General features: G+C 65.1%; 20 protein-coding genes. 4 read left to right on the top strand and 16 right to left on the bottom strand.

Annotated features, from left to right (window positions below):
* From ACYVG8_RS17390 to ACYVG8_RS17430, 9 genes are read right to left on the bottom strand one after another with little or no spacing between them, the layout of a single operon-like run.
* Positions 1-978, bottom strand: coding sequence for a type II secretion system F family protein (locus ACYVG8_RS17390; protein WP_460746425.1), 978 nt, complete (start codon positions 976-978; stop codon positions 1-3).
* A complete protein-coding gene (locus tag ACYVG8_RS17395; protein WP_460746426.1) occupies positions 975-2,357 on the bottom strand; it encodes a CpaF family protein in 1,383 nt (460 codons plus the stop codon). The genes ACYVG8_RS17390 and ACYVG8_RS17395 overlap by 4 nt, the downstream gene beginning before the upstream one ends.
* A 2-nt stretch (positions 2,358-2,359) precedes the next feature.
* A complete protein-coding gene (locus ACYVG8_RS17400; protein ID WP_460746428.1) occupies positions 2,360-3,574 on the bottom strand; it encodes an AAA family ATPase in 1,215 nt (404 codons plus the stop codon).
* Positions 3,571-3,987: a CpaD family pilus assembly lipoprotein gene (locus ACYVG8_RS17405; protein WP_460746429.1), complete on the bottom strand. Its 417-nt coding sequence runs from the start codon at positions 3,985-3,987 to the stop codon at positions 3,571-3,573. Before ACYVG8_RS17405 ends, ACYVG8_RS17400 begins: the two co-directional genes overlap by 4 nt.
* Before the next feature lie 14 nt (positions 3,988-4,001).
* Positions 4,002-5,381, bottom strand: a complete 1,380-nt coding sequence (locus ACYVG8_RS17410) for a type II and III secretion system protein family protein (protein WP_460746430.1) — start codon at positions 5,379-5,381, stop codon at positions 4,002-4,004.
* Between the two features lie 14 nt (positions 5,382-5,395).
* Positions 5,396-6,343 carry a Flp pilus assembly protein CpaB gene (gene cpaB, locus ACYVG8_RS17415; RefSeq protein WP_028498354.1) on the bottom strand — a complete coding sequence of 316 codons (948 nt, stop codon included), beginning with the start codon at positions 6,341-6,343 and terminating at the stop codon, positions 5,396-5,398.
* A gap of 17 nt (positions 6,344-6,360) precedes the next feature.
* The gene (locus ACYVG8_RS17420) at positions 6,361-6,888 is read right to left on the bottom strand and encodes an A24 family peptidase (RefSeq protein WP_051528688.1); all 528 of its coding nucleotides are present in this window, start codon (positions 6,886-6,888) and stop codon (positions 6,361-6,363) included.
* Positions 6,889-6,905: 17 nt separating this feature from the next.
* A complete protein-coding gene (locus tag ACYVG8_RS17425; RefSeq protein ID WP_460746432.1) occupies positions 6,906-7,106 on the bottom strand; it encodes a Flp family type IVb pilin in 201 nt (66 codons plus the stop codon).
* A 20-nt stretch (positions 7,107-7,126) separates the two neighbouring features.
* Positions 7,127-7,408 (bottom strand): hypothetical protein, encoded by a 282-nt coding sequence (locus ACYVG8_RS17430; protein ID WP_156952472.1) that lies wholly within the window; start codon positions 7,406-7,408, stop codon positions 7,127-7,129.
* Positions 7,409-7,496: 88 nt separating this feature from the next.
* On the opposite strand from ACYVG8_RS17430, the gene ACYVG8_RS17435 reads away from it, so the two are divergent.
* Positions 7,497-8,393: an EamA family transporter gene (locus ACYVG8_RS17435; RefSeq protein ID WP_028498352.1), complete on the top strand. Its 897-nt coding sequence runs from the start codon at positions 7,497-7,499 to the stop codon at positions 8,391-8,393.
* Here the strand turns inward: ACYVG8_RS17435 and ACYVG8_RS17440 are convergent, their stop codons facing one another.
* From ACYVG8_RS17440 to rdgB, 4 genes are read right to left on the bottom strand one after another with little or no spacing between them, the layout of a single operon-like run.
* Positions 8,394-9,980: a mechanosensitive ion channel family protein gene (locus ACYVG8_RS17440; protein ID WP_460746434.1), complete on the bottom strand. Its 1,587-nt coding sequence runs from the start codon at positions 9,978-9,980 to the stop codon at positions 8,394-8,396.
* 51 nt (positions 9,981-10,031) lie between these two features.
* A complete protein-coding gene (locus ACYVG8_RS17445) occupies positions 10,032-10,412 on the bottom strand; it encodes a RidA family protein (protein ID WP_460746435.1) in 381 nt (126 codons plus the stop codon).
* Between the two features lies 1 nt (position 10,413).
* Entirely contained in the window at positions 10,414-11,607 is a 1,194-nt protein-coding gene (gene hemW / locus ACYVG8_RS17450) for a radical SAM family heme chaperone HemW (RefSeq protein WP_036385258.1), read from the bottom strand.
* Positions 11,604-12,203: an RdgB/HAM1 family non-canonical purine NTP pyrophosphatase gene (gene rdgB, locus ACYVG8_RS17455; protein WP_028498348.1), complete on the bottom strand. Its 600-nt coding sequence runs from the start codon at positions 12,201-12,203 to the stop codon at positions 11,604-11,606. Before rdgB ends, hemW begins: the two co-directional genes overlap by 4 nt.
* Positions 12,204-12,465: 262 nt before the next feature.
* Here rdgB and ACYVG8_RS17460 point away from each other — a divergent pair, with 262 nt between their 5' ends.
* Complete coding sequence (locus tag ACYVG8_RS17460) at positions 12,466-14,652, top strand: patatin-like phospholipase family protein (RefSeq protein WP_158537413.1); 2,187 nt, start codon at positions 12,466-12,468, stop codon at positions 14,650-14,652.
* Positions 14,653-14,707: 55 nt separating this feature from the next.
* Complete coding sequence (locus ACYVG8_RS17465) at positions 14,708-15,070, top strand: hypothetical protein (RefSeq protein WP_107888581.1); 363 nt, start codon at positions 14,708-14,710, stop codon at positions 15,068-15,070.
* 61 nt (positions 15,071-15,131) lie between these two features.
* Here ACYVG8_RS17465 and ACYVG8_RS17470 read toward each other — a convergent pair whose 3' ends face one another.
* The 3 genes from ACYVG8_RS17470 to ACYVG8_RS17480 all read right to left on the bottom strand — a co-directional run bounded on the left by ACYVG8_RS17470 (position 15,132) and on the right by ACYVG8_RS17480 (position 18,382).
* Positions 15,132-16,154 (bottom strand): GlxA family transcriptional regulator, encoded by a 1,023-nt coding sequence (locus tag ACYVG8_RS17470; RefSeq protein ID WP_084299850.1) that lies wholly within the window; start codon positions 16,152-16,154, stop codon positions 15,132-15,134.
* 309 nt (positions 16,155-16,463) lie between these two features.
* On the bottom strand, positions 16,464-17,591 hold the full coding sequence (locus ACYVG8_RS17475; protein WP_460746437.1) for a succinylglutamate desuccinylase/aspartoacylase family protein: 1,128 nt from the start codon (positions 17,589-17,591) through the stop codon (positions 16,464-16,466).
* 26 nt (positions 17,592-17,617) lie between these two features.
* A complete protein-coding gene (locus ACYVG8_RS17480) occupies positions 17,618-18,382 on the bottom strand; it encodes an ABC transporter substrate-binding protein (protein ID WP_028498344.1) in 765 nt (254 codons plus the stop codon).
* 538 nt (positions 18,383-18,920) lie between these two features.
* On the opposite strand from ACYVG8_RS17480, the gene ACYVG8_RS17485 reads away from it, so the two are divergent.
* Entirely contained in the window at positions 18,921-23,714 is a 4,794-nt protein-coding gene (locus ACYVG8_RS17485) for an NAD-glutamate dehydrogenase (RefSeq protein ID WP_028498343.1), read from the top strand.
* Positions 23,715-23,730: the final 16 nt, after the last annotated feature.

Genomic DNA, 23,730 nt, shown 5'->3' on the forward strand with positions numbered 1-23,730 from the left:
TCAGGTCTCCAGCTTCGACATTCGGTTGATCAGTAGCAGGCCCAGGGTTGCCAATGCAGTGGCGGTCCACAGGATGTGGCGACCACTCTCGGTATGGAACAGCACACCGATATAGTCTGGGCTGCTGACCCACAGCGCGGCCAGAATGCAGACCGGGACGGCCGCGATCACCTTGCTGGCGGTACGGCCCTCGGCCGTCAGTGCCTTGGCCTTGAGGCCCAGCTCGCGCCGGGTACGGATGATCTGCGACAGGTTCTCCAGCGTCTCGGTCAACTGGCCGCCGGTTTCGCGCTGCAACTGCAGGCAGACGACAAAGAACGAAAAATCGGAGATGGCAATGCGGCGATCGGCGTCTTCCAGCACCTGCTGCATGTCGATGCCGAGCCGCAGGGCGTCGCCCATCAGCCGGAACTCGGTGCTGATCGGCGCGGCAAATTCGTCGCCGGCGCTGTGGATGGCCTTGGCGACCGGCACGCCGGCGCGCACTGCACGCACGATCAGGTCGAGCGCGTCGGGAAACAGGTGCAGGAAGCGACGGTTGAAACGTGCGACCAGAAAACGGTAGCCGAGCACGGCAAGCAGCGGTGGCAGGGCGGCGACCAGCAGCGCCGACTGCCACAGCGCCAGCGGCAGCAGCGGTGCCAGCAGCATGCCGGCAACGGTAAGGAGAATGATGACTACGAGCAGGATCTTGCTGTCGCGCGGTCCGGCGACGGTTTTCAGGCGACCCAGGTAGCGGGCGGCAAGCCGCTGCAACAGGCCATCCTGCTGACGGCGCTTGAACAGCGCATCGCCTCCCTGAGCATCGCTGCCGCCGGTATCGACCATGCGTTCCGCCAGGCTGGCAAACAGGCGGTCGCGTATGCGCTGCGGCGGGCGCTGGCGCCACGCGTCGCGGCTCCAGACCACGGCCAGCCCGATCAGCAGCGCGGCGATGAATGCCGCCAGCGTCAGCAGATTCAGGGTGGCCGGGTTCATGACTGCATCGCCTCCAGCAGCGCTGTTTCCAGTCCGTAGTAGGTCGCACGGGTGGCGAACACCGGACGCATGCGCGAGCTCTCGAAACTGCCCTTGACCTCGTCGCCATAGGTGCTCGGATCGTATTTGAACTGGAACAGGTCCTGGGTAATGATCACGTCGCCTTCCATGCCGGCGATTTCGGTGATGCTGGTAATGCGGCGCATGCCGTCGCGCATGCGCTCGATCTGCACGATCAGGTGCACGGCGCCGGCGATCTGGCGGCGGATCGACACCAGCGGCAGGCTGCCGTGCGACATCATCACCATGCTTTCCAGCCGGGTGATGGCATCGCGCGGGGTGTTGGCGTGGACCGTGGTCATCGAGCCGTCGTGGCCGGTGTTCATCGCCTGCAACACGTCGAACGCTTCCGCGCCCCGGGTTTCACCGAGAATGATGCGGTCGGGGCGCATCCGCAGCGCGTTGCGGACCAGGTCGCGCTGCGAGATCTGGCCGAGGCCTTCGGCGTTTTCCGGCCGGGTTTCCAGCCGGACCACGTGCGGTTGCTGCAGCTGCAGTTCGGCGGCGTCCTCGATGGTCAGGATGCGTTCATTGCTGCTGATGGTGCGTGACATCGCATTCATCAGCGTGGTCTTGCCGGAGCCGGTACCGCCGGAAATCACCACATTCAGCCGGCAGGCACTGGCGATTTCCAGCAGTTTCGCCATCGGCGCCGACAGGTTGCCCTGCTGGACCATGCGCGAGAACGTGATGTTCTTCTTGGAAAATTTGCGGATGGCGATGCAGGCGCCATCCAGCGCCAGCGGCGGCAGCACCACGTTGACCCGGCTGCCATCGGCGAGCCGGGCGTCAACCATCGGGCTGCTTTCGTCGACCCGGCGACCGATCGACGCAGCAATGCGCTGGGCGACATTGACCACGTGGGCATTGTCGCGGAACTTCTGCGGTGCCAGTTCCAGCCGGCCATGGCGTTCGACATAGATCTGGTCCGGGCCGTTGACCAGGATATCGGTCACGCTGTCATCGGCCAGCAGCGGCTCGATCGGGCCGATGCCGAACATGTCGTTGAGAATCTCGTCGACGGCCTGGCCCTGCTCCTGGGTGGTGATGCGGATGCGCTCGTGATCAATCAGGTCGGAGACGATCTTTTCCACATCGCTGCGTACCTGCTCGCGGGTCTTCAGCACCGCAACCGACACGTTCATCGATGCGAACACCGCATTGCGCAGGGTGTGGAACTCGGACGAACGAACCAGCAGTTCGCTGTCGTCGACCGCCACCGGCCGCTCGGGCACGGCCGCGGGCTCGGCACTGCCCGTGCGGGAGACCGGGGCCGGCGCAGCGGCGGCCGGTGCCTCGTTCTGCTTGCGTCCGAACATGTTCAGCCTCCCCGCTTCAGCAACTGACGCCAGCGCGACAGCGCCTGCGGTTTCTGCGCCGTGCCGCTGAGATCGTCGGCCAGCCGGGCGATGGCCAGACCGAAGGTCGATTTCGCCGCCAGGGCCTCGCCAAGATTCTCGGCCGTGGCCACGCTCAGCGCGTCATACGGCAGCTCCTGCAGTACCGCGCGCCGGCAGGCGTCGGCAAGGTCGGCGCTGGCAACATGGGCGGCGCTGACCGGCGCCGGCTGGTTCAGCAGCAGCGACACTACCGGTTCGTTTTCGCGGTTGCCGGCATAGCGCACCAGCCGGGCGATATTGCGTGCCGAGTGGACGCTGCGGTCGGCAACCACATACACCACCTTGGACTGGGTCAGCGCTTCTTCGGTCAGTTCGCCATGGCACAGGCCGGGCGGCGGGGCGTCGACCAGCACGTAGTGGAAGTGCTGTTTCAGTACATTGATCAGTTCGGCGGCTGCACCGGCGCGAAGCGGAAATGCCTGCTCGAAATCGAGCTCGGCCGACAGCACGAACAGCCGGCTGCTGTGGGCGACCAGCGTCCGCTCCATATACTGGGTATCCAGCCGCTGCACGTTCTGCAGCACATCGGTCAGTCCGTTATTGCTGTCCAGCCCGAGCAGGATATTGACGGTGCCGCCATGCAGATTCAGGTCGACCAGTGCCACCCGGCGCTGGCTGACATTGGCCAGATAGCGTCCCAGATGGGTGGCGATAGTGCTGACGCCGACACCGCCCCGGGTGCCGAGCAGGGTGATGACCTTGCCGGTGCGCGCCTGTTGCAGCGGTTCGGACTTGCCGAGCATGCGCATCAGCAGGTCGACCGTCAGCGGCTTGACCAGATAGTCGCGCACGCCGAGCTGCAGCAGGCTGCGATACAGGCCGACATCGTTCTTGCCGCCGACCACATAGACCTCGACCGACGGCTCGCAGGCATCGGCCAGCCGCGCCAGCTCCGACAGCGGCGTGTCCGAGCCGGAGACGTCGATCAGCAGTTGCAACGGCGCCCGTTCCAGCTTCTGCAGGAATTCAATCGCCTGGTCGACGTTGCCGCGTGCCACATGCGCATGCGGCAGCATCCGCTGCGCAACATAGCGCTGAACGATGGCGGCGCTCTCGTCGTCGGCCAGAAAGGCGACGAATTCGGCATGGCTGGCCTGTTTGCCGGCCGACGGGCGCAGCATGTCGATCATGCTCATTGCGATCCTCCGCCGCTGCTGCCGCCGCCCTGCTGGCCGTCAGTCGACGAGGTATTGCGCAGCGGGGTGACCTTGCCGTCCTTGTAGCGCTGGACGGCGCTGCTGGCGGTGGTGGCGTCCTGGCCGGTGTAGTCGCGGCCGCGCAGCAGATCGTTCGGATCGGCAATCATCGTGGCCAGATTGCGCTGGGTCGCGCAGCCGAAAGCTATCACCGGCCGTTTCCTGAATTTGAGCGTGTCCCACATGTATGAGCGCTGGGCCAGCGGTGCACAGTCAGGCACGCTGGCGTGGCCGCTGGCATCGACACGGATGATTGATGCGTCCGGCATTCTGGCGGTGCCAAACGGCGCGCAGGCCGTCAGCATCAGCAGCAGGGGCAGGACACGGAGCAGGGGGAAACGAGAATTCGGCATGAGGCGCTCCCGGTTCAGTAGGCAAAGCCGGCATTGCCGGTCAGGCGCGGCGTGTCGCCATCAAGCGGATCGAGGCCAATCTGCTGCTGCAGCACGGTTTCGACATCGCTGGCCGGGCGGATGCTGTCCAGTGCCGAACGCAGCTGGCCGGCACCGGCCGGTTTCACCAGATACGGCGTAACGATGACCACCAGTTCGGATTTGTTGTTCTGATAGTCGGTCGACGAGAACAGCTTGCCGAGAACCGGCAACTGGCCGAGGCCGGGCAACTGGCTGAGGATGTCGCGCACATTGTTCTGCAGCAGGCCGCCGATGGCGAAGCTCTGGCCGCTGCCGAGTTCGACCGTGGTTTCCACCCGGCGGATCGACAGCCCCGGGATGGTAGAACCATTCATGACGATGCTGTTGGCCTGGCTCAGTTCGCTGACTTCCGGTCTGACTTTCAGGCTGATGCGGTCGTTGGCCAGCACGGTCGGAGTGAAGTCCAGCGCAATGCCGAACGATTTGAATTCGACCGTGATTGCCGCCGAGCCGCCACTGCCGCTGCCGGTCTGGGCGACCGGGATCGGGAATTCGCCGCCGGCCAGGAAGCTGGCGGTCTCGCCGGACACGGCGGTCAGATTCGGCTCGGCCAGTATCGTCATCAACCCTTCGCGGTCGAGAACGTCGATCACGCCGGTAATCGACGTGTTGCCGGTCTTGTAACCGCCGAGCAGCGAGTAGCCGCCACCGGACGGCAGGATGAACTTGCCGGCATCGGTATAGGCATCACGGCCACTGATAAAGCCCCACATCGAGTTGCCGGACGAGCCGATTGCCGCCCAGTTGATGCCGAGCTGCTGTACCACGTCACGCGATACCTCGGTAATGCGCACCCGCAGGTGGACCTGGGTCGGACTGGACAGCGTCAGCCGGTTGATCAGCGTTTCCTTGTCGCCCAGCGATGGTTGCAGGGTCTGGGCAACGGCATTGATTTCCTGCGCGCTGTTGACCGCGCCGGACACCATCAGCGAACCAGGGGCCGACTCGACCTTCAGTCGCAGGTCCGGGAAGCGCTGGCGCAGCAGCCGGGACAGTTCGGTCACATTGTGCTGGACCGCGATCCGCCGCTGCAGCAACGGCCGGCCGGCGGCATCGAGTGCGTACAGTGTGGTGGTGCCGGTCTTCTTGCCGAGCACGAACACGGCATTGGCCCTGGGCACCTGCACATCGGCGATGTCCGGGTCGGCGATAAAGACGGTCGCTGCCGCGCCGGGCAGGTGCAGCAGTTCGCCACTGCCCATCGCCAGTGTCAGCAGTTCGGCATTGGCCGAGACGGCCGGTGCGGCCAGGGCCGGCAGTGGCGACAGGGTCAGCAGGCTGGCAAGCAGCAAACGGGAAGGGGAATACATCATGGCGAGGCTTCGATTCATTGCGGTGGCGGCACGGGAGCCGTGGCAGAGGCGGGCGCCAGCAGCCCGGCAAGGCCGGTGGGCACGCCGGTCTGATTGTCGCGTTTCGACCCGCGCAGGATGACCACGCCTGCCGCATTGCCGGTGGAGAGTCCACCCGACGACGGGGCTGCTCGCTCACTGCGCGGTGGCGTCGCTGCCCGGGCGGCCTGCGAGATGTCGCCGGCCCAGGTCATGCCGCGTGCCGGCGGGATTTCCTCGGTCGGTGCGCCTTCGCGCCCCTCGTTGGCGAAGCTGCGCAGCGCCAGCGACAGTTCGCCCATGCGTGCCGCGACGGTAATGATCTCGGCTGCGCGCGGCGACACTTCCAGTGACGCCGTGCTGGCACGGGTATTGGCGCTGTCGGCGTCCTTGGGACGGGCAATGGTGCTGCCGACGGCAATGACGCGCAGGCCGGTGGCGATGGTTTCGCTGACCACTGCCTGGCCGGGCGACGCTTCGCGCATCGACTGGGTCAGGATCAGATCGATAAAGTCACCGGGCTGGATCAGGCCGGAGTTGCCGGACACATCAGTAATCGGTACCGAGATCGCGCGCATGCCCGGCTTCAGGGCTGCAGCGAGGAAACCCGGCGTGTCGGCGGCGATCACGTCTTCAAGACGGATCGGCGCACCGGCGGCCAGCGGATGGCGCACCAGCGCGCCTTTCAGTTGCGCCAGCTTGTCAGTCTCGTTGCGGGTGATGGCGCCTTTCGGCACCTGATTGACGGCCATGTCCTGCCAGTTCATTTCACTGTCGCGCAGCAGACGGCCCGGCGGCAGCTCGGTGGCGGCGACACGGACCGGTACCCGTTCCGGCTTTGCGGGTGCGGTCGGGGTGTTGGCATTGAGCAAGGCGGTACGCAGCACAAGCGCAATCACGGCCGCCGCGATCAGCAGCAGGCAGCCTCGAAGTACAAGTTTCATTCAGATTCAGCCGTTGATCATGCATGCATCGAGAAGGAGGTCCATACCGCATACAGACCGCCCAGGGACAGCGCGATGCCATAGGGCACGCCAGGGACCGGTACCAGACTGGACAGAGCCCGATGCAACCGGCTGTCAGGTGCGAGGCGAGGCAGCATTCTTTCCGCCGCCAGCCCGGTCAGAGCAAGCAGCAGTCCGGCCTGGGTAATCAGCAGCAATGTGGTACCGGCAGCAGCAGGACCGGCCCACAACATGACTGTTGCCGCCAACTTTGCATCACCGCCACCAAAGCCGCCGATGGCGACCAATATGGCGCAGAACAGCAATGTGACCAAGGCAATGGCAAGATGGGGAATCAACTGGCCGGGAGGCCAGCCTGCACTCAGGAGCTGTACTGGAAACAGCAGGGCGAGGCTGGCTACCTGCTGATTTGGCAACCGACGATACAGCAGGTCGTGCCACGCCAGCCCCACGAGTATCAGGCTGGATGCACTGGAAATGCCCAATGATGCCCAGTGCTGCGCGCCAGTCCAGAAACTCTCCATCAGTTCACTGCGTTTGCTTATTCTTTTGGTGTCGCCTGGGTGTCAAGCTTGCCGACCGCATCGGTTGCCTTTGTGAAGGTAGAAGTGTAAAGCGCAGTAATCTTCGGGCCGATGGCAACCACGGCAACGGCAACCACGGCCGCCAGGATCGCGTATTCCAGAGCACTGACACCACGTTCGTCGCGGGCGAATTTTTTCAGGAAGGATTTCAGTTTCATGGCAGTTTTTCCGGGGTCGTTCACAAAAACAATGGCACTCCCCACAGCAGGGAAGCCATCGCCGCTCCGGAACGGCGTTCATGGCGCATGGACGAAGAGGGTCTGCCGCGCACATGATGCCAAGCACTCCGGGGCGTCTGGGATTGGGCGCAATATCGACCTTTCCGGACTTCCGGTGGTTGATGCACATCAATCGTCACTGCATATTTGATGAAATTTGCATCAAATTCAATCCGCAGAAGTACGAATTGACATTTCGCATTTGATGGCTGGCGAAAATCTTGTGTTTGAGCGGCCGCCATGGCTGCAATCTGCTGGCGATTGAAACAGAAGTAAATCGTTCAACTATTTGAGAGTATTGGTGAGTTTTTCCTGTTTTTCGGAGTTTTCATGCCATTGTCCGATTATGCCAAAGCGCTATTGATTGTTATTGTCTGGGGCGTCAACTTCGTCGTGATCAAGTGGGGCCTGGCCGGTCTGCCGCCGCTGCTGCTGGGGGGCGTGCGCTTTACCCTGGCGGCTTTGCCGGCCATCTTCCTGATTCGCCGGCCGGCAGTGCCGTGGCGCTGGCTGGTTGCCTACGGGCTGACCGTCGGCTTGTGCCAGTTCGGCTTTCTGTTCTCGGCTTTGTATGTCGGCATGCCGGCCGGGCTGGCGTCGGTGGTGCTGCAGTCGCAGGCCTTCCTGACCCTGGTGCTGGCGGCCTGCCTGATTGGCGAGCACTGGACGCGGCCGCAACTGGCCGGCCTGCTGTTCGCCGGCGCCGGGCTGGCCCTGATCGGTGCCAGCCACGGCCATGGCATGACACTGCTCGGTTTCCTGTTAACCGTGGCGGCCGCGGCCTGCTGGGCGGCGTCCAATATCGTGGTGCGCAAGATGACGCAGGAAGGCCACCACCCGGACATGCTGGCGCTGGTGGTGTGGTCGAGTCTGGTGCCGCCGCTGCCATTCCTTGCCCTGTCGCTGGCGATCGAGGGACCGTCGACGGTGTGGGCGGCGCTGGCCGGCTTCAGCCTGCAATCACTGGCCGCCGTCGCCTATCTGTCATTCGGCGCGACGCTGCTCGGCTACAGCCTGTGGAGCGGTCTGCTGGCACGCCATCCGGCCAACCGGGTGGCACCGTTCTCGCTGCTGATTCCGGTGGTCGGCCTGAGCACGGCGGCACTGTTGCTTGATGAATGGCCGAGCCCGCTGCAGTGGGGCGGCAGTGCGCTGCTGATCGTCGGGCTGGTGGTCAACGTTTTCGGCGGGGGGTGGATGGCGCGAATCAGGGCAAGGGCCGCCTGATCAGGCCGGCGGGCGGCGGGCCGGCGGCGGATACCAGTCTTCCGGTGCCACCATCTGTGGCGTGTGCGGGTCGTCCTCGTAGTTCGGCGAGGTGATCTGCACGCCGTACTCGTTGAACACGTCGAGAATGTGGCTGTGCAGCTCGTCGAGAATGCGCAGCCGCTCACGCGGTTCGTCCAGCGCCACGCGCAGGCTGTATTCGACATAGTAGTCCGACAGCCGGGTCTGGAATACGAACGGTTTCGGGTCTCGGCGCACGCCGCTGGTGCGATCGGCGGCCATCAGCAGCATTGCCTCGACCTGGCGCCATGGCGTGCCGTAGCCGATGGTCAGCGTGACCAGCTGGATCACGCCGCCATCGTGCGCGAGGCGGGAGAAATTCTTGACGCTCTGGCTGACCAGCACCGAGTTCGGAATGCTGACTTCCTCGCGCAGATTGGTGTGGATCTTGGTCGCGAACAGACCGATATTGGCGACCGTGCCTTCGATCTCGCCAACCGACACGTATTCACCGGGACGGATCGCGTGCGAGTAGATCAGGATCAGCCCGCTGGCGAACTGGCCGACCACGCTCGATGCGCCGAGCGACACCATCAGGCCGATCACCACCGACAGCCCCTTGAAGGCATCGGTGTTGGCGCCGGGGAAATACGGATACATCATTGCCAGCGCAAACAGCCACAGGGCAACGATCAGGAGCTTGCGCGTCGTCCCGGCGGTGTCCTGATCGAACAGGGGCAGGGTCAGCTCGCCGCTTTCGACCCGGGACAGCAGGTAGTGGACGATCTGCACGGCCCAGCGCGTCAGGACGATGATGACCAGCACCACGCCGATGCCGGGCAGGGCGTCGACGGTGGCCAGACCGATGCGCAGCGCAAAACCGAGCAGGGTCACATCGAGGGCCTCGCCCCAGGCACGGGTGATCGGGAAGGTCGACAGCAGCATCGACAGTCCGATATAGAGCACGGCAAGGACCCAGAGTGCACTGGCCAGCCGCACCGTACCGCGCACTGCGCGTTGCCAGAACGGTATACGGAACAGCAAATGGTTGCCGGTCAGGCGGGTTTCGGCCAGCCGCCGCGCACTGGCCGTGGCCCTGGCGCCGGCGGTCAGCGCCAGCGCGACACCAAGCAGGATCAGCGCCGAGCGCAACAGGGCAAACAGGAAGCGGGCCGGCGAGCGCAGTTCGCGCCGCTCGGTCATCAGGGTGTTCAGGGTGGTCAGCGCGTGGCGGACCACGTCGGCGCGGGTTTCGCCGGTCAGCGCATCGGCGTCACCGGGGCCGACCATGAACAGGAAGCGGTCATCGATCTGGATCGACGTGCCCTGCGGCAGTTCGCGCGTTTGCAGTTTGCCGTCCGGGTGGCGCTCCAGAACCTGTTCGACCCGCGAGTTCGCGGCGGCGGCCCGCTCTGCAGGCGGATAGCCAAACAGCACGCTGCGAAACACCACCACGTCGCGATTGTCGATGCGCAGGGTAGCCGGCGGCGGGGCGGCCGTGGCTGTCGTGGCGACAGGGGCCGCGTCCGCCGCCCGGAGTGGTGTGGCGGCGAGCAGGAACAGCCAGAACAACAGGATGGCACGCATTTCGGCTCCAGACTGCTGACAAGGGAACTGCCCGCCGCGGGAGAGGGCGGCTTACAGTGCCATTACGCCTTCCGCCTCGACCAGCGCGCCCTTCGGCAGCGCGGCCACGCCGACCGCGGCACGTGCCGGGTACGGCTGCTGGAAATACTGGCCCATGATTTCATTCACTTTAGCGAAATGGCCCAGATCCGTAAGGAAGATATTCAGTTTGACGATATGGTCGAGCGAGCCGCCGGCGGCTTCGGTCACGGCCTTCAGGTTGGTAAACACCTGATGGACCTGGACTTCGATACCGTCGACCAGCTGCATGCTGGCCGGGTCAAGCGGGATCTGGCCGGACAGGTAGACGATGTCGCCGACGCGGACGGCTTGCGAATACGCGCCAATGGCGGCGGGAGCGCGATCGGTATGGATGATGTGTTTTTCTGCCATTTCAGTTTTCCTCTCGAAGAAACAGGGTGAGTAGATCATTCAGGAAACGCTGGCCCTGCAGCGTGGGCCGCAGCCGGGTCGGATCCGGATCGAGCAGGCCGCGCTCGACCGCTTCGCCGAGCGGGCGGGCTATGCGTGCCAGCGGCAGACCAGTTCGTTCGCCAAATAGCGAACTCGGCACGCCGTCGATCAGCCGCAGCGCGTTCATCATGAACTCGAACGGCAGGTCGGCCAGTGCGACCTCGTGCTCGTTCTGTACCGGTTCGCCGCGCCCGACTGCCTGCAGGTAGGCGGCCGGTTGCTTGTGACGCATCTGCCGCAGGACACGGTCGTGCAGGGTGATCTTGCCATGCGCGCCGGCGCCGATGCCGATGTAGTCGCCAAAACCCCAGTAGTTCAGGTTGTGACGGCCGGCCCGGCCGGGGCGACAGAACGCCGACGTTTCGTAGTGCTCGAAACCGGCCCGGGCCAGTCTGGCCTCGATGGCCTCCTGCATGTCGGCCGAGGTGTCGTCGTCCGGCAGTTTGGCCGGAACATGGCGGGCGAATAGCGTGTTCGGTTCGATGGTCAGGTGATAGCAGGACAGATGGGTCGGTGCATGGGCCAGCGCCGCATCGACATCGGCCAGGGCATCGGCCAGCGACTGGCGCGGCAGTGCATACATCAGATCGAGGTTGAAATTGCCGAAGATATCGGCGGCCAGATCGGCGGCATGGTGTGCCTCGCGGCTGTCATGCACGCGACCGAGCGCAGTCAGGTAGCGGGCATCGAAGCTCTGGATGCCGATCGACAGCCGGTTGATGCCAGCAGCGCGATAGTCGCGGAAACGGCCGGCTTCGGCCGTGCCCGGGTTGGCTTCCAGCGTGATCTCGGCATCGGGGTCGAGTCGCAGCCGCGCCCGCACGCCGGACAGCAGCCGGTCGATGGCCTCGGCGGAGAACAGGCTCGGCGTGCCGCCGCCGATGAAAATGGTCCGCAGCGGGCGTCCCCAGACCAGCGGCAGCGCGCAATCGAGATCGGCCAGCAGCGCATCGACATAGCGCGTCTCGTCCAGGTCATCCCGGACCTGATGCGAGTTGAAATCGCAGTACGGGCACTTGCGGATACACCACGGGATATGGACGTACAGCGACAGCGGCGGCGGTGCATCCAGCCGCCAGCCCGAGGCGCCGGGCAGGGCCAGGGTCGTGCTCACCGGGCAACAGCCCCGAGCTTGCTCACCAGCGCCGCGAGTGCCTGGCCGCGATGGCTGTCACGGTTCTTGATCACCGGATCGAGCTCGGCCACCGAGCAGTCATGCCCGGCCAGCCAGAACAGCGGATCGTAGCCGAAACCGCCATCGCCGCGCGCCGCACGGAGGATCTCGCCACGCCACAGCGCATCGGCGACGATGGGCTGCGGGTCGTCGGCATGGCGGACCAGCACCAGTACGCAGTAGTAGTGACCGGCGCGATCGGTGCGATCCCCCAGCTCGTCGAGCAGTTTCTGGTTGTTGCGCGCATCGGATTTCGGTTCGCCGGCATAGCGGGCCGACAGCACGCCGGGCTGGCCGCCGAGTGCATCGACACACAGGCCGGAATCGTCTGCCAGTGCCGGCAGGCCGGTCAGCCGGCTGGCGTGGCGGGCCTTGCGCAGCGCGTTTTCCAGGAAGGTGGAAAACGGCTCGTCGGTTTCGGGAACATCAAGCTGTCCTTGCGGGATCACTTCACCGATGCCGAGCGGTGCGAGCAGGGCGGAAAATTCTTTGAGCTTGCCGGCATTGTTCGATGCCAATACGAGTTTCGGGAACATGCGGGGTATCTGGAGTCGGGAGGCGGACAGCGGATTGTAACCTGCCAGCGGCAGCATCGACGCCGATGCGACTGACGCGGGGCGGGAAAATCCGCTCCCGTTCAATATAATGCCGACCTGACGCATGCCGGATCGGCATGTCATGGCCCACCGCGGTCGTATCCACCCTTACTGGTTCTGCATGCCCTTGCCTACGCGTTTCTGCTGTTTCTTCGTTTCGCTTCTGATGGTCGTGGGCGGCTGGGGGCTTGCCGCGCCCGCCATGGCTGACGATGCGCCGCCGGCGACGGGGGCCGACAGCCGTCCCGCGCCGCCCCGGCCCCGGGTCGGGCTGGTGCTCGGCGGCGGCGGCGCGCGCGGCTTCGCCCACCTCGGCGTGATTGCCGAGCTGGAACGGATGCGCATCCCTGTCGACTGTATTTCCGGCGCGTCGGCCGGTGCGCTGATCGGCGGCTTCTATGCCAGCGGCCAGCCGATCGAGGCCCTGAAGAAAGCGTTCGCCGATGCCGACTGGGACGGCATGCTGGCCGGCAGCCCGAATCGGGCTGACGTGCCGTTCAGCGCCAAGCGAGACGACTTCGTCAACTATTTCAACATGCGCTTCGGTTTCAGCGACGGTCAGTTGCGGTTGCCGCGTGGCGCGATCAACTCGCAGGAAATCGACCTGTTCATCCGCTCGCTGGCGCGCGATGCGCGGGTGCCGGACTTCGGCAAGCTGCCGATTCCGTTCCAGGCCATGGCGACCGACCTGATCACCGGCCAGCCGGTCACCTTCAACAGTGGCGATCTGGCGACCGCGCTGCGGGCAAGCATGGCGGTGCCGGGACTGTTCGAGCCGGTCGACTACAAGGACACCCTGCTGGTCGACGGCGGTCTGGCGCGCCAGCTGCCGATCGAGAACCTGAAGAACCAGTGCGCCGACATCCTGATCGTGGTCGATGTCGGTACCCGCGCGCTGAAGAAGGATCAGATCCGCACCGTCTTCGACGTCATTGCCCAGAGTACCAATATCGGCGTGCAGCAGAATGTGGCGCAGCAGATGAAACTGCTCGATGCACGCGATATCGTCATCCGGCCCGATCTCGGCCAGTACACCAGCGCCGACTTCAGCGCCAGTCGCGAACTGGCCGAACTCGGCCAGCAGGCCATTGCCCGGCGCCGTGCCGATCTGGCCTGGCTGTCGGTCGGCGAGGACGAGTATTCGGCCTGGCAGCGCCATCGGGACGTGCCACTGACTCCGGTGATTGTCGACCACGTCAAGGTGCAGAAAACCCGGATCGCCAATCCGACCCTGCTGGCGGCCGATGTCGAACCGCTGGTTGGCAAACCGCTGGATACCGAAGCCTTTCATCACACCCTGCGCGCGCGTTATGCGACAGGTGACTACGAGCGGCTGAACTACAGCCTGATCGAGGACCAGGATGGCTCGACCACGCTGGACGTCCGGGCCGAGGACCGTGCCATTGCGCCGAACGTGCTGCGCTTCGGCATGGGACTGGCCGGGGAAACCGAAGGCGATTCGACCTTCAACCTGTATTTTGGCCATACCCGGCGCTGGGTGAACGAGGCGGGGGGCGAGTGGCGCAACAGCATCGTGCTCGGCAAGGACAATGGTTTGCGCACGGAGTTCTACCAGCCGTTTGCCGCCGATTCGAACAACTTCGTGGCGGCCAGCATCGGTTATCACGATCGGCCGTATACGCTGTACACCGCCAACGGAGACAAGTCTGCCCAGTTCCGCCTGGCAGCGGCGCGGGCCACGGTCGAGTACGGCCGCTCGCTCGGCAACTACGGCGAAGTCCGTCTGGGCGTGGTGTCCGGCTACGACCGGGTCGAGCGCGACATTGGCGACCCGAATTTCATCGACCGGACCCGGCAGCGGATCGGCGGCCTGACCGCCAGTGCGGTGATCGACCAGTTCGACAACCCGCGCCTGCCACGCGACGGCTTCCTGGTGGCAGCGTCCGCGTACAAGGGCGTGCCGGCGCTGGGCGCGAGCGAGGCCTCGCATTCGGCGCAGCTGCGGCTGGACAAGGCGTTCCTGTGGGACAAGGACACCGTGTTCCGCGCCACGCTGAAGGGCAGTTCGATTTCCGACCTGCAGGACCTGAAGAGCGACGATGCATTCTCGCTGGGGGGCTTTCTCAATCTGTCCGGTTACAAGAACGAGCAACTGGTTGGCGACCGTACCGCGCTGCTGCGGCTGATGGGCTACCGGCGGGTGGCGACGCTGCCCTCGGCGATCGGCACCGGCCTGTATCTGGGGGCGTCGCTGGAAGCGGGACGGGTGTGGGGCACGCCGGACGGGCTGACCCAGCGCAACCGCTGGATTCCGGCCGGTTCGGTGTTTGCCGTCGCCGACAGCCTGCTGGGGCCGTTCTTTATCGGCCTTGGCTATGCCGATGGGGGGCAGCTGACCGGCTACATGTACCTCGGTCTGGATTACTGAGCGGGCGGGGCGGATAATCGGCAGCCGCCCCCGTCATCCGGAAAAGGAGCCCCCGATGCCTTCCTGCTGCGACAAACCCGGCAACAACCGGGCCCGCTACTACGCACTTGCGGCCATTGTCATTGCCGTCGTGCTGCTGGTGGCGCTGCTGGCCGGTTGCGGCACCACCCGGCTGACCAGCGCCAACTATGACCAGATCCGTGACGGCATGAGCCGTGGCGAGGTGGCGGCAATCATCGGCGAGCCGTCGCAGATGGTCGGCGGCCAGTTCATGGGCGTCGACGGCGGCGGGGCAATGTGGCGCGAAGGCGATACTGCCGTGCTGGTCCAGTTCATGGATGACAAGGTGGTTGGCAAGCAGATGACCAAAGGCACCGCGACGCGCTTGCTGGGCGTCGGTGGCGATCTGCTGCAATAGGCCGGTCATGGATTGAAAAAAGCGCCCCGGGGCGCTTTTTTCAATCTCGGGGGCATGCGAATCAGGCTTCGGCGGCGTGCCGGCCCGGCAGTGCGCGCTGCGCGCGTTCCTCGCGCGGCGTGATGCCGAAATGGTTGCGGTAGGTGCTGGAGAAATGCGGGCCGCTGGAGAAGCCGCACGACAGGCCGATCTGCACGATCGACTTGCTGGTTTGCTGCAGCGACTGGCGGGCGCGGTTCAGCCGCAGCTCAAGGTAGTAGCGCGACGGCACGGTATTCAGATACTGCTTGAACAGCCGCTCGAGCTGGCGGCGCGACACGCCGACATAGAAGGCGATGTCATCGGTTGACAGCGGCTCCTCGATGTTGGCTTCCATCAGGCTGACGGCTTCGGTCAGTTTCGGCTGGCTGCCGCCGATGCGGGTAGCCAGCGGAATGCGCTGGCGTTCATTGCCGGGACGGATGCGTTCCAGGCTGAACAGCTCGGACAACTCGGCGGCGAACTCGTTGCCATGCTGCTGGCTGATCAGCGCCAGCATGAAATCCAGCGTCGCGGCACCACCGGCGCAGGTAGCGCGGCCACGGTCGATCTCGAACAGGTTCGAGCTGACGATCACATCGTCGAACGCTTCGGAGAAGCGGGCCATTTCCTGCCAGTGGATCGTGGCCCGGTAGCCGCTCAGCAGCCCGGCGCGCGCCATCCAGTAGGCACCGGTCTCGATGCCGGCCAGCAGCAGCGGTTCGTGGGCGAACGGCGACAGCGCCTGCGACAGCGCGTCGATGTCGACATCGACGGACAGGTCGTCGGAGAACAGGAAAATCCCGTCCAGCTTCGGCGCGGTCTTCGGTGTCAGGTCGACGGCCATCTGCACGCCGTTCGCTGCGCGTACCCGGTTGCCATCGAGCGACAGGGTCAGCATCTCGAACAACGGGCGCTTGGCCCGGTCATTGGCGCAGTCGAGCACATCGAGTGCCAGCGCATAGCTGGACAGCGAGAACTGCGGCAATAACAGGAAACCGTAGCGCCGGGTCGGCGGTGCGATGCTGTCGTGGGCGGAAGGGCGTTTGCGGAGCGGTGTCGGCACAGAGAGTTCAATGCGTGAGGTTGCTGACAACCCCTTCCCGCCAGTGGTCGGCGGGGCCTTCGCGATGGCGAGGGCGGGGAGGCGAAGTCGTACGGGCTATTGCCCCGTCATGATTTATCGGCCGGGCCGGGTAAAACTTCGCCACCAGGCGTTGCCAACGCGCAGGAGGCACACGCCCCGGGTGGAGCGCACGCCGGGACGGGACGGGAATGTGCGGAGTGTAACCCGAAACGCGACGTCATGCCGGCACATCCGGTTGTGCATCGCAGCGCCTGCGCCCGCCTGCGCCGGCCCCCTGACCGGGGGTGGTCATGCGCTCAGCAACTTGCCGGTTCTGAAGGCTTCCGCGGTCGCAATCTTGGCGACCCACATGCCGGTGGTGGCGTAATGCCGCAGCTCGCGAACGTACAGCATGCCGGCACGCGGCGCGGCCAGCGTGCTGACCCGGCCTTCCAGCGGATCGATGATGTCGGCCACCGCGTCACCGGCGGCGACGGTCTCGCCGGCCGCACGATGAAAGGCGATCACGCCGGGATGCGGGGCGAGCAGGGGCTCCGAGCCGGCCAGCGGCGTGGCCGGATGGCGCAGCGCCGGCAGCGGCGGCGGCGTGCCGGCCACCAGACCGCGATGGGTCAGGAAGGCGATGATGGCGTCGGCGTCCTGCGCGGCCAGTGCGTGGTCGACGTAGTCCTGGCCGCGCAGCTCGACGGTAACCGCAAGGCAGGACAGCGGTATTGGCGTGGCTGGTGTCCGGGCGGCGACCCGTGTCTGCAGCTTCAGCCAGAAGCCGGAGCAGGCTTCGTCGAATGGCGAGTCGCCGGACTCGGTTGCCAGCAACTGTGCGCACGAGCCCAGATAGCGGGCGAGCGGCTCGCAGTCCGGCCACATCGGTGTCAGCGTGTACAGATGCAGGCCGGCGTTGAAATCGCAGTGCAGGTCGAGCACCACGTCGGCATCGGCTGCCAGCTGCATCAGCGTCAGCCGCAGGCTGTCCAGCTCGTTCTGCGGCGCGATCCGCGCCAGGGCCGCGGCCAGCGCTTCCCGCACCCGCCGCACGTTGGCGCCGGCATCGGCGCCGAGCCGGCCGGCGACGGCGTCATGGACCACGTCGGCGAGATCCGGATAGTAGCGGTTGAAGTTCTGGCCGGAGCCGAGTTCAAAGCGGCCGATCTGTACCCCGAGCAGGGTCTGGTCGAGGCCGACCGGATTGGCCATCGGCACCAGCGTCACTTCACCGCGCAGGCGGCCTTCCGCCTCCAGCGCGGTCAGCCGCTGGCGCAGGTGCCAGGCGGTCAGCATGCCGGGCAGTTCGTCGGCGTGCAGCGAAGCCTGGATATAAACCTTGCCCCCGGCGCCGGGGGCGCCGAAATGCAGGCTGGTCAGCTCGCGGCGGGTGCCGAGGCTGGGACTGGTCAGCGGGTGTCGTCTGGATTCCATGCGTGGCTCTCCGGTGTCGGCGCGGCTTACTTGCCGTATACGTCGAAGTTGAAGTAGCGGTCCTGGATTTTCCTGTAGGTACCATCGGCGCGGATCTGGTCAATGGCCTTGTTCAGGCGCTGCACCAGTACGGTGTTGCCTTTCTTCACGGCGATGCCGGCGCCGTCGCCGAAGTACCTGGGATCGTTGTACGACGGACCGACGAAGGCGAAGTTCTTTGCTTGCGGCCGTTTGAGGAAGTCGGTCTCGCCGACCACGCTGTCGACGAACACGCCGTCGATGCGGCCGGCAGTCAGGTCGAGGAAGGCTTCAGGCGCCTTGCCGTACGACACCACCGTCGCCCCGGCCTTGCCCCAGTAGTCGCGTGCGAATTTTTCCTGCGTCGAGGCGCGCAGCGTGCCGATCTTCTTGCCCCGGAATGCATTCTGGTCGACTTTGGTACCGATGCGGGCAACCATGCGTGCCGGGGTGCTGTAGTACTTGTGGCTGAAGTCGACCGCCTTCCGCCGCTCATCGGTAATCTGCATCGACGACAGGATGGCATCGAACTTGTTGGCGTTCAGTGCCGGGATCAGACCGTCCCAGTCCTGCGGCACGATCTGGCACTGGACCTTCATGGCCGTGCACAGCGCATAGGAGATGTCCACATCGAAGCCTTGCAGCTTGCCGTCCGCGCCCTGCTTGGCGAAAGGGGGATAATTGGCGTCGATGCCGAAGCGGAGGGTCTCGGCGCCGGCCGCGGTGGTGGCCAGCATCACGGCGGTGGCGAGGGCTGCGGTGAGTGTCTTCATCTCTTCTGTCTCTCTTGTCTTGACCCGGTCCGGCATGTCTTGTCGCATGCGCTGCCGGCTCCGGTCCTGCCCCGCCATGCTGACGGAAGCGGCCAGCGGATAGTGTCATGAGGATTTTACCCTCACAATGAAAAGTGGATCCGGGCGGGAAGTTCGGTGCAAAAAGGGCGCGGCAGGTGAAAAAACTGTTTTCCGGTCTGTTTGTTGGTTAATCATTGCCTGGATCGCGATAATTGACGAAGTTTCGTGTTTTCTTGTGTTTTTGCGCTGTAAATGCGTGTCGCCAGGGCGAAACTGGCGTTTTCGTCAGCGTCGCTTTCCGCCGGTTTTTGTCGGACAATCCTGCGCTCCGGCTGTAATGCAGCGTCGCAAAACCGAAATGAGTTGCCGCAACTGACGATTAGAATCCACAGGTTGTACGTCCGATGTCAGGGCGTGTCATGTCCCCGCATCCGCCGGCCGGTCACGGTCCGTGTGCGGGGTCATAAGACGCTCTCAGCAGCCTTCAACACAACGCTAAGGCGTTCAAGAGGAGATCATGTCTCTCAATAACAAGACCGAGTTGGCCCAGTTGATCGCGGCAATCGACGACGTAGCCCGTCAGTCGCTGTCCGCAGAGCAGGCCAAACGCATGGCGACGGTATTCCACGCGTACTACGAGGAAGCCGAAGCTGCCGATCTGAAGCGCTCGTCCGCGCAGGATCTGTTCGGCGCGGCGATGGCGCATATCGAATTCGCCCGCGTTCGCCAGCCCGGCACGCACAAGGCGCGCATCTACAACCCGGAGCTTGAACGCCACGGCTGGCAGTCGACCCACTCGGTGATCGAGATCGTCAATGACGACATGCCGTTCCTGATCGACTCGCTGGCGATGTTCCTGGCCCGCCACAACCTGGCGCTGCACGAACTGGTCCACCCGGTGCTGTCGGTCGGCCGCGATGCCGCCGGCGCCATTACCGAGATCCGCCGCACCGAAGACCGCACGCTGCCGCTGGAATCGTTCATCCATATCGAAATCGACCGCGTGACCGACGCGGCACTGCTGGACAGCCTGAACGCCGAACTGGCGCAGGTACTGGACGCGGTGCGTGCCGCCGTGGTCGACCAGCCGGCGATGCGCGAGCGTCTGGGCGAGCTGCAGACCGAACTGGCCGGCCGTCCCGGCGACGCTGAAGAAGCCGCCTTCCTGGAGTGGATGGCCGACAGCCACTTTGTGCTGATGGGCTATTGCGACTATGACCTCGTCGAACGTGATGGTCACGATGCACTGCGCATCGTCGCCGACAGCGGTCTGGGCATCCTGCGCAACCAGGGCGGCAAGCAGTTCTCCGGCAGCTTCGAGCAACTGCCGGAACAGATGAAGGCCCGTGCCCGCGATCCGCAGGCGCTGGTGCTGAACAAGTCGCAGTCGATTTCGCGCATCCACCGCGCAGCCCACCTCGACTACGTGGCGGTGAAGAAATTCGGCGCCGACGGCAGTGTGGTCGGCGAACGCCGCATTCTCGGCCTGTACACCGCCAGCGCCTACCACACGTCGCCGAAGGACATTCCGATCCTTCGGCACAAGATTGCCGAAGTGGTGCGGCTGTGCGACTTCGTCGATGACAGCTACAAGGCCAAGACGCTGAACTTCGTGCTGGAAACCTATCCGCGCGACGAACTGTTCGAAATCCCGACCGATGCACTGCTGACCATCGCCCAGGGCCTGGTCAACCTGCAGGAACGCCCGCGCGTCCGCCTGTTCGCGCGTACCGACATCTACCACCGCTACGTCAGCTGCCTGGTGTTCATCCCGCGCGACAGCTTCAATACCGAACTGCGGGTCAGGGTCGAGAAGATCCTGCTCGACGCCTTCAACGGCAAGTCGTGCGAGTTCTCGGTCTCGGTGGCCGATGCCAACCTGGCGCGCGTGCACTACATCGTCAATATCCAGGATGCGTCGCTGCCGGAATACGACGTCGACGACATCGAAGCGGAAATCGCCCGTGTCGCACGCGGCTGGGTCGATGAGCTGCATCAGCAACTGATCGAGCAGCGCGGCGAGGAAGACGGCAACCGGCTGCAGAACCTGTACAAGGCTGCGTTCCCGCTTGCCTATCGCGATGAGTTTGCACCGCGCAATGCCGTGACCGACATCGCCCGCCTCGACGCGCTGACCAGCGAGCGTCCGATCGCGTTCAAGCTCTACCGCCCGCTGTCGCGGCTCGGCAGCGGCTGGCACCTGAAGGTGTTCCGCTTCGGCTCGCCGGTCAGCCTGTCGCAGAGCATGCCGATCCTGGAAAACCTCGGCGTCAAGGTGCAGGACGAACGCCCGTACCGGGTCAACCGCGCCGACGGCATCGACCTGTGGCTGAATGATTTCGGCCTCGACGTCGCCGCCGAAGCGCTGGAAGACGACGCCACCCGCGAAAACCTGCAGAACGTGCTGATGGCCATCTCGCGCGGGCTGCTGGAAAGCGACGGTTTCAACCGCCTGGCGCTGGTCGCCGGGCTCGACTGGCGCGAGATCGCGCTGGTCCGCGCGCTGGCCAAGTACCTGCGCCAGGCCGGTCTGACCTTCAGCCAGCAGTATGTCGAACAGTGCGTGGCTGGCTATCCGGCCATCACCACCCGTCTGGTCGCGTTGTTCCACGCACGGCAGAATCCGGCCCGCGCCAGCGCCGAAGAGGCGGAACGGCTGCTGGGCGAGATCCGCGATGCACTGGCCAATGTGGCCAACCTCGACGAGGACCGCATCCTCAACGGTCTGCTGACGGTCATTCTCGCCATTCGCCGCTCGAACTACTTCCAGACTGCCCGCGACGGCCAGCCGAAGGCCTACATGTCGTTCAAGCTCGAATCCGGCGCGATCCCGTTCCTGCCGGACCCGAAGCCGCTGTACGAGATCTGGGTTTACGGCACCCGCGTCGAGGGTGTGCACCTGCGCGGCTCCAAGGTCGCCCGCGGTGGCCTGCGCTGGTCCGACCGCATGGAAGACTTCCGTACCGAAGTGCTGGGTCTGGTCAAGGCGCAGATGGTCAAGAACTCGGTCATCGTGCCGCAGGGCTCGAAGGGCGGTTTCGTCTGCAAGCAGCTGCCGCCGTCGACCGACCGCGAAGCCTGGCTGGCTGAAGGCATCGCCTGCTACAAGACCTTCATTTCCGGCCTGCTCGACATTACCGACAACCTGGTGACCGGCAAGGTCGTGCCGCCGGCCGACGTGGTGCGGCTGGATGCCGACGATCCGTACCTGGTGGTGGCGGCCGACAAGGGCACGGCAACGTTCTCCGACATCGCCAACGGCGTGTCGGCCGAATACGGCTTCTGGCTCGACGACGCGTTCGCGTCCGGCGGCTCGGCCGGCTACGACCACAAGAAGATGGGCATCACCGCCCGTGGTGCATGGGAGTCGGTCAAGCGCCACTTCCGCCACCTGGGCCGCGATATCCAGAACGAGGACTTTACCGTCATCGGTATTGGCGACATGTCCGGCGACGTGTTCGGCAACGGCATGCTGCTGTCCGAACATATCCGGCTGATCGCCGCGTTCGACCATCGCCATGTGTTCCTCGACCCGAATCCGGATGCTGCTGCCTCGTTCGCCGAGCGCGCACGGCTGTTCAATCTGCCGCGTTCGAGCTGGGCCGACTACAACGCGGCGCTGATTTCGCAGGGCGGCGGCATCTACCCGCGCAGCGCCAAGTCGATCGAGCTGACGCCTGAGGTCAGGGCGTGGCTGAAGACCGAACGCACCAGCATGGCGCCGACCGAACTGATCCACGAGATCCTCAAGGCGGAAGCCGACCTGCTGTACAACGGCGGTATCGGGACCTACATCAAGGCCAGCAGCGAAAGCCATGCCGATGCGCGTGACCGCGCCAGCGACGGCCTGCGCGTCGACGGCTGCGACCTGAATGTGCGCGTGGTCGGCGAGGGCGGCAACCTGGGCGCGACCCAGCGTGGCCGCATCGAATTCGCGCGCAAGGGCGGGTTGATCTGCACCGACGCCATCGACAATTCGGCGGGTGTCGACTGCTCCGACCATGAGGTCAACATCAAGATCCTGCTGGGTTCGGTGATCCAGGCCGGCGACATGACGCTGAAGCAGCGCAATGACCTGCTGGCGGAAATGACCGACGAAGTCGGCCAGCTGGTGCTGCGCAACAACTACCTGCAGACGCAGATCCTGGCGATCAACCGCGCCAACAGCCTGGGCATGCTGAATGCGCAGCAGCGCATGATCGGCCATCTGGAAAAGACCGGCGAACTGAAGCGCCAGATCGAGTTCCTGCCGAACGACGACGAGATCAACGAGCGCCGCCTGGCCAAGCAGGGGCTGACCAGCCCGGAAGTGGCCGTGCTGCTCGCCTACAGCAAGATCTCGCTCGACAAGGCGCTGCTGGCCAGCGACCTGCCGGATGGCGCCGACTTCGAACCGGTGCTGGTCGACTACTTCCCGCACCCGCTGCAGCAGCGCTTCGGCGAAGCGATGAAGTCGCACCACCTGCGGCGCGAAATCATCGCCAACCAGCTGGCCAACCGGGTAGTGAACCGGATGGGGGCGACCTTCGCCTTCCGCATGCAGGAAGAAACCAACCTGCCGGCGGCCGATATCGCCCGCGCGTTCTGGGCTGCCGACCACATTTTCGGTGCCGAAAGCCTGTGGCGTGCGATCGAGGCGCTGGACAACCGGGCACCGGCCGACCTGCAGGTCGAACTGATGGTCGAGATCCGCACGCTGATCGAGCGTGCCTGCCGCTGGCTGCTGCGCAATCGCAAGAACTACAGCGGTGTGGCCGATGCAGTGGCCCAGTTCCACGATGGCGCGCAGACCCTGCTCGCCGCCTTGCCGGACCTGGTGCCGACGACGCTGAACACCCGCGTTGCCAGCCGCCAGCTGGCCTGGATCGAGGCTGGCGTACCGGAAAGCCTGGCACTGACGCTGGCGCGGCTGGAATTCGTTCCGGCGTTCTTCGACATCATCGAACTGGCCCGCGCCAGCGGCGTCGAACTGGTGGTGGCTGCGCGTACCTACTATGCGCTCGGTCGCGAACTGGAACTCGACTGGCTGAGCCAGGCCGTGACGCGCCTGCCGCGCGACAACCGCTGGCAGTCGCTGGCCCGTACCGCCCTGCGCGACGACCTGTATCGTCTGCATCGCGAACTGGCCAGCACGGCGCTGGCGTGCCCGGCATGCGGTGCCGACGACTACGCGTCCAGCTGGCTGTCCGGCCGTGACGGCGCGCTGGTCGCCGTGCGCCAGACCCAGGCCGAGCTGAAGGGCTACGGTCAGCTGGATCTGGCCATGCTGTCCGCCGGCATGCGCGAGATCGCCAATCAGCTGATGGCGTAATCGACCCGCTGCGTTG

The sequence above is a fragment of the Microvirgula curvata genome, assembly GCF_054781615.1.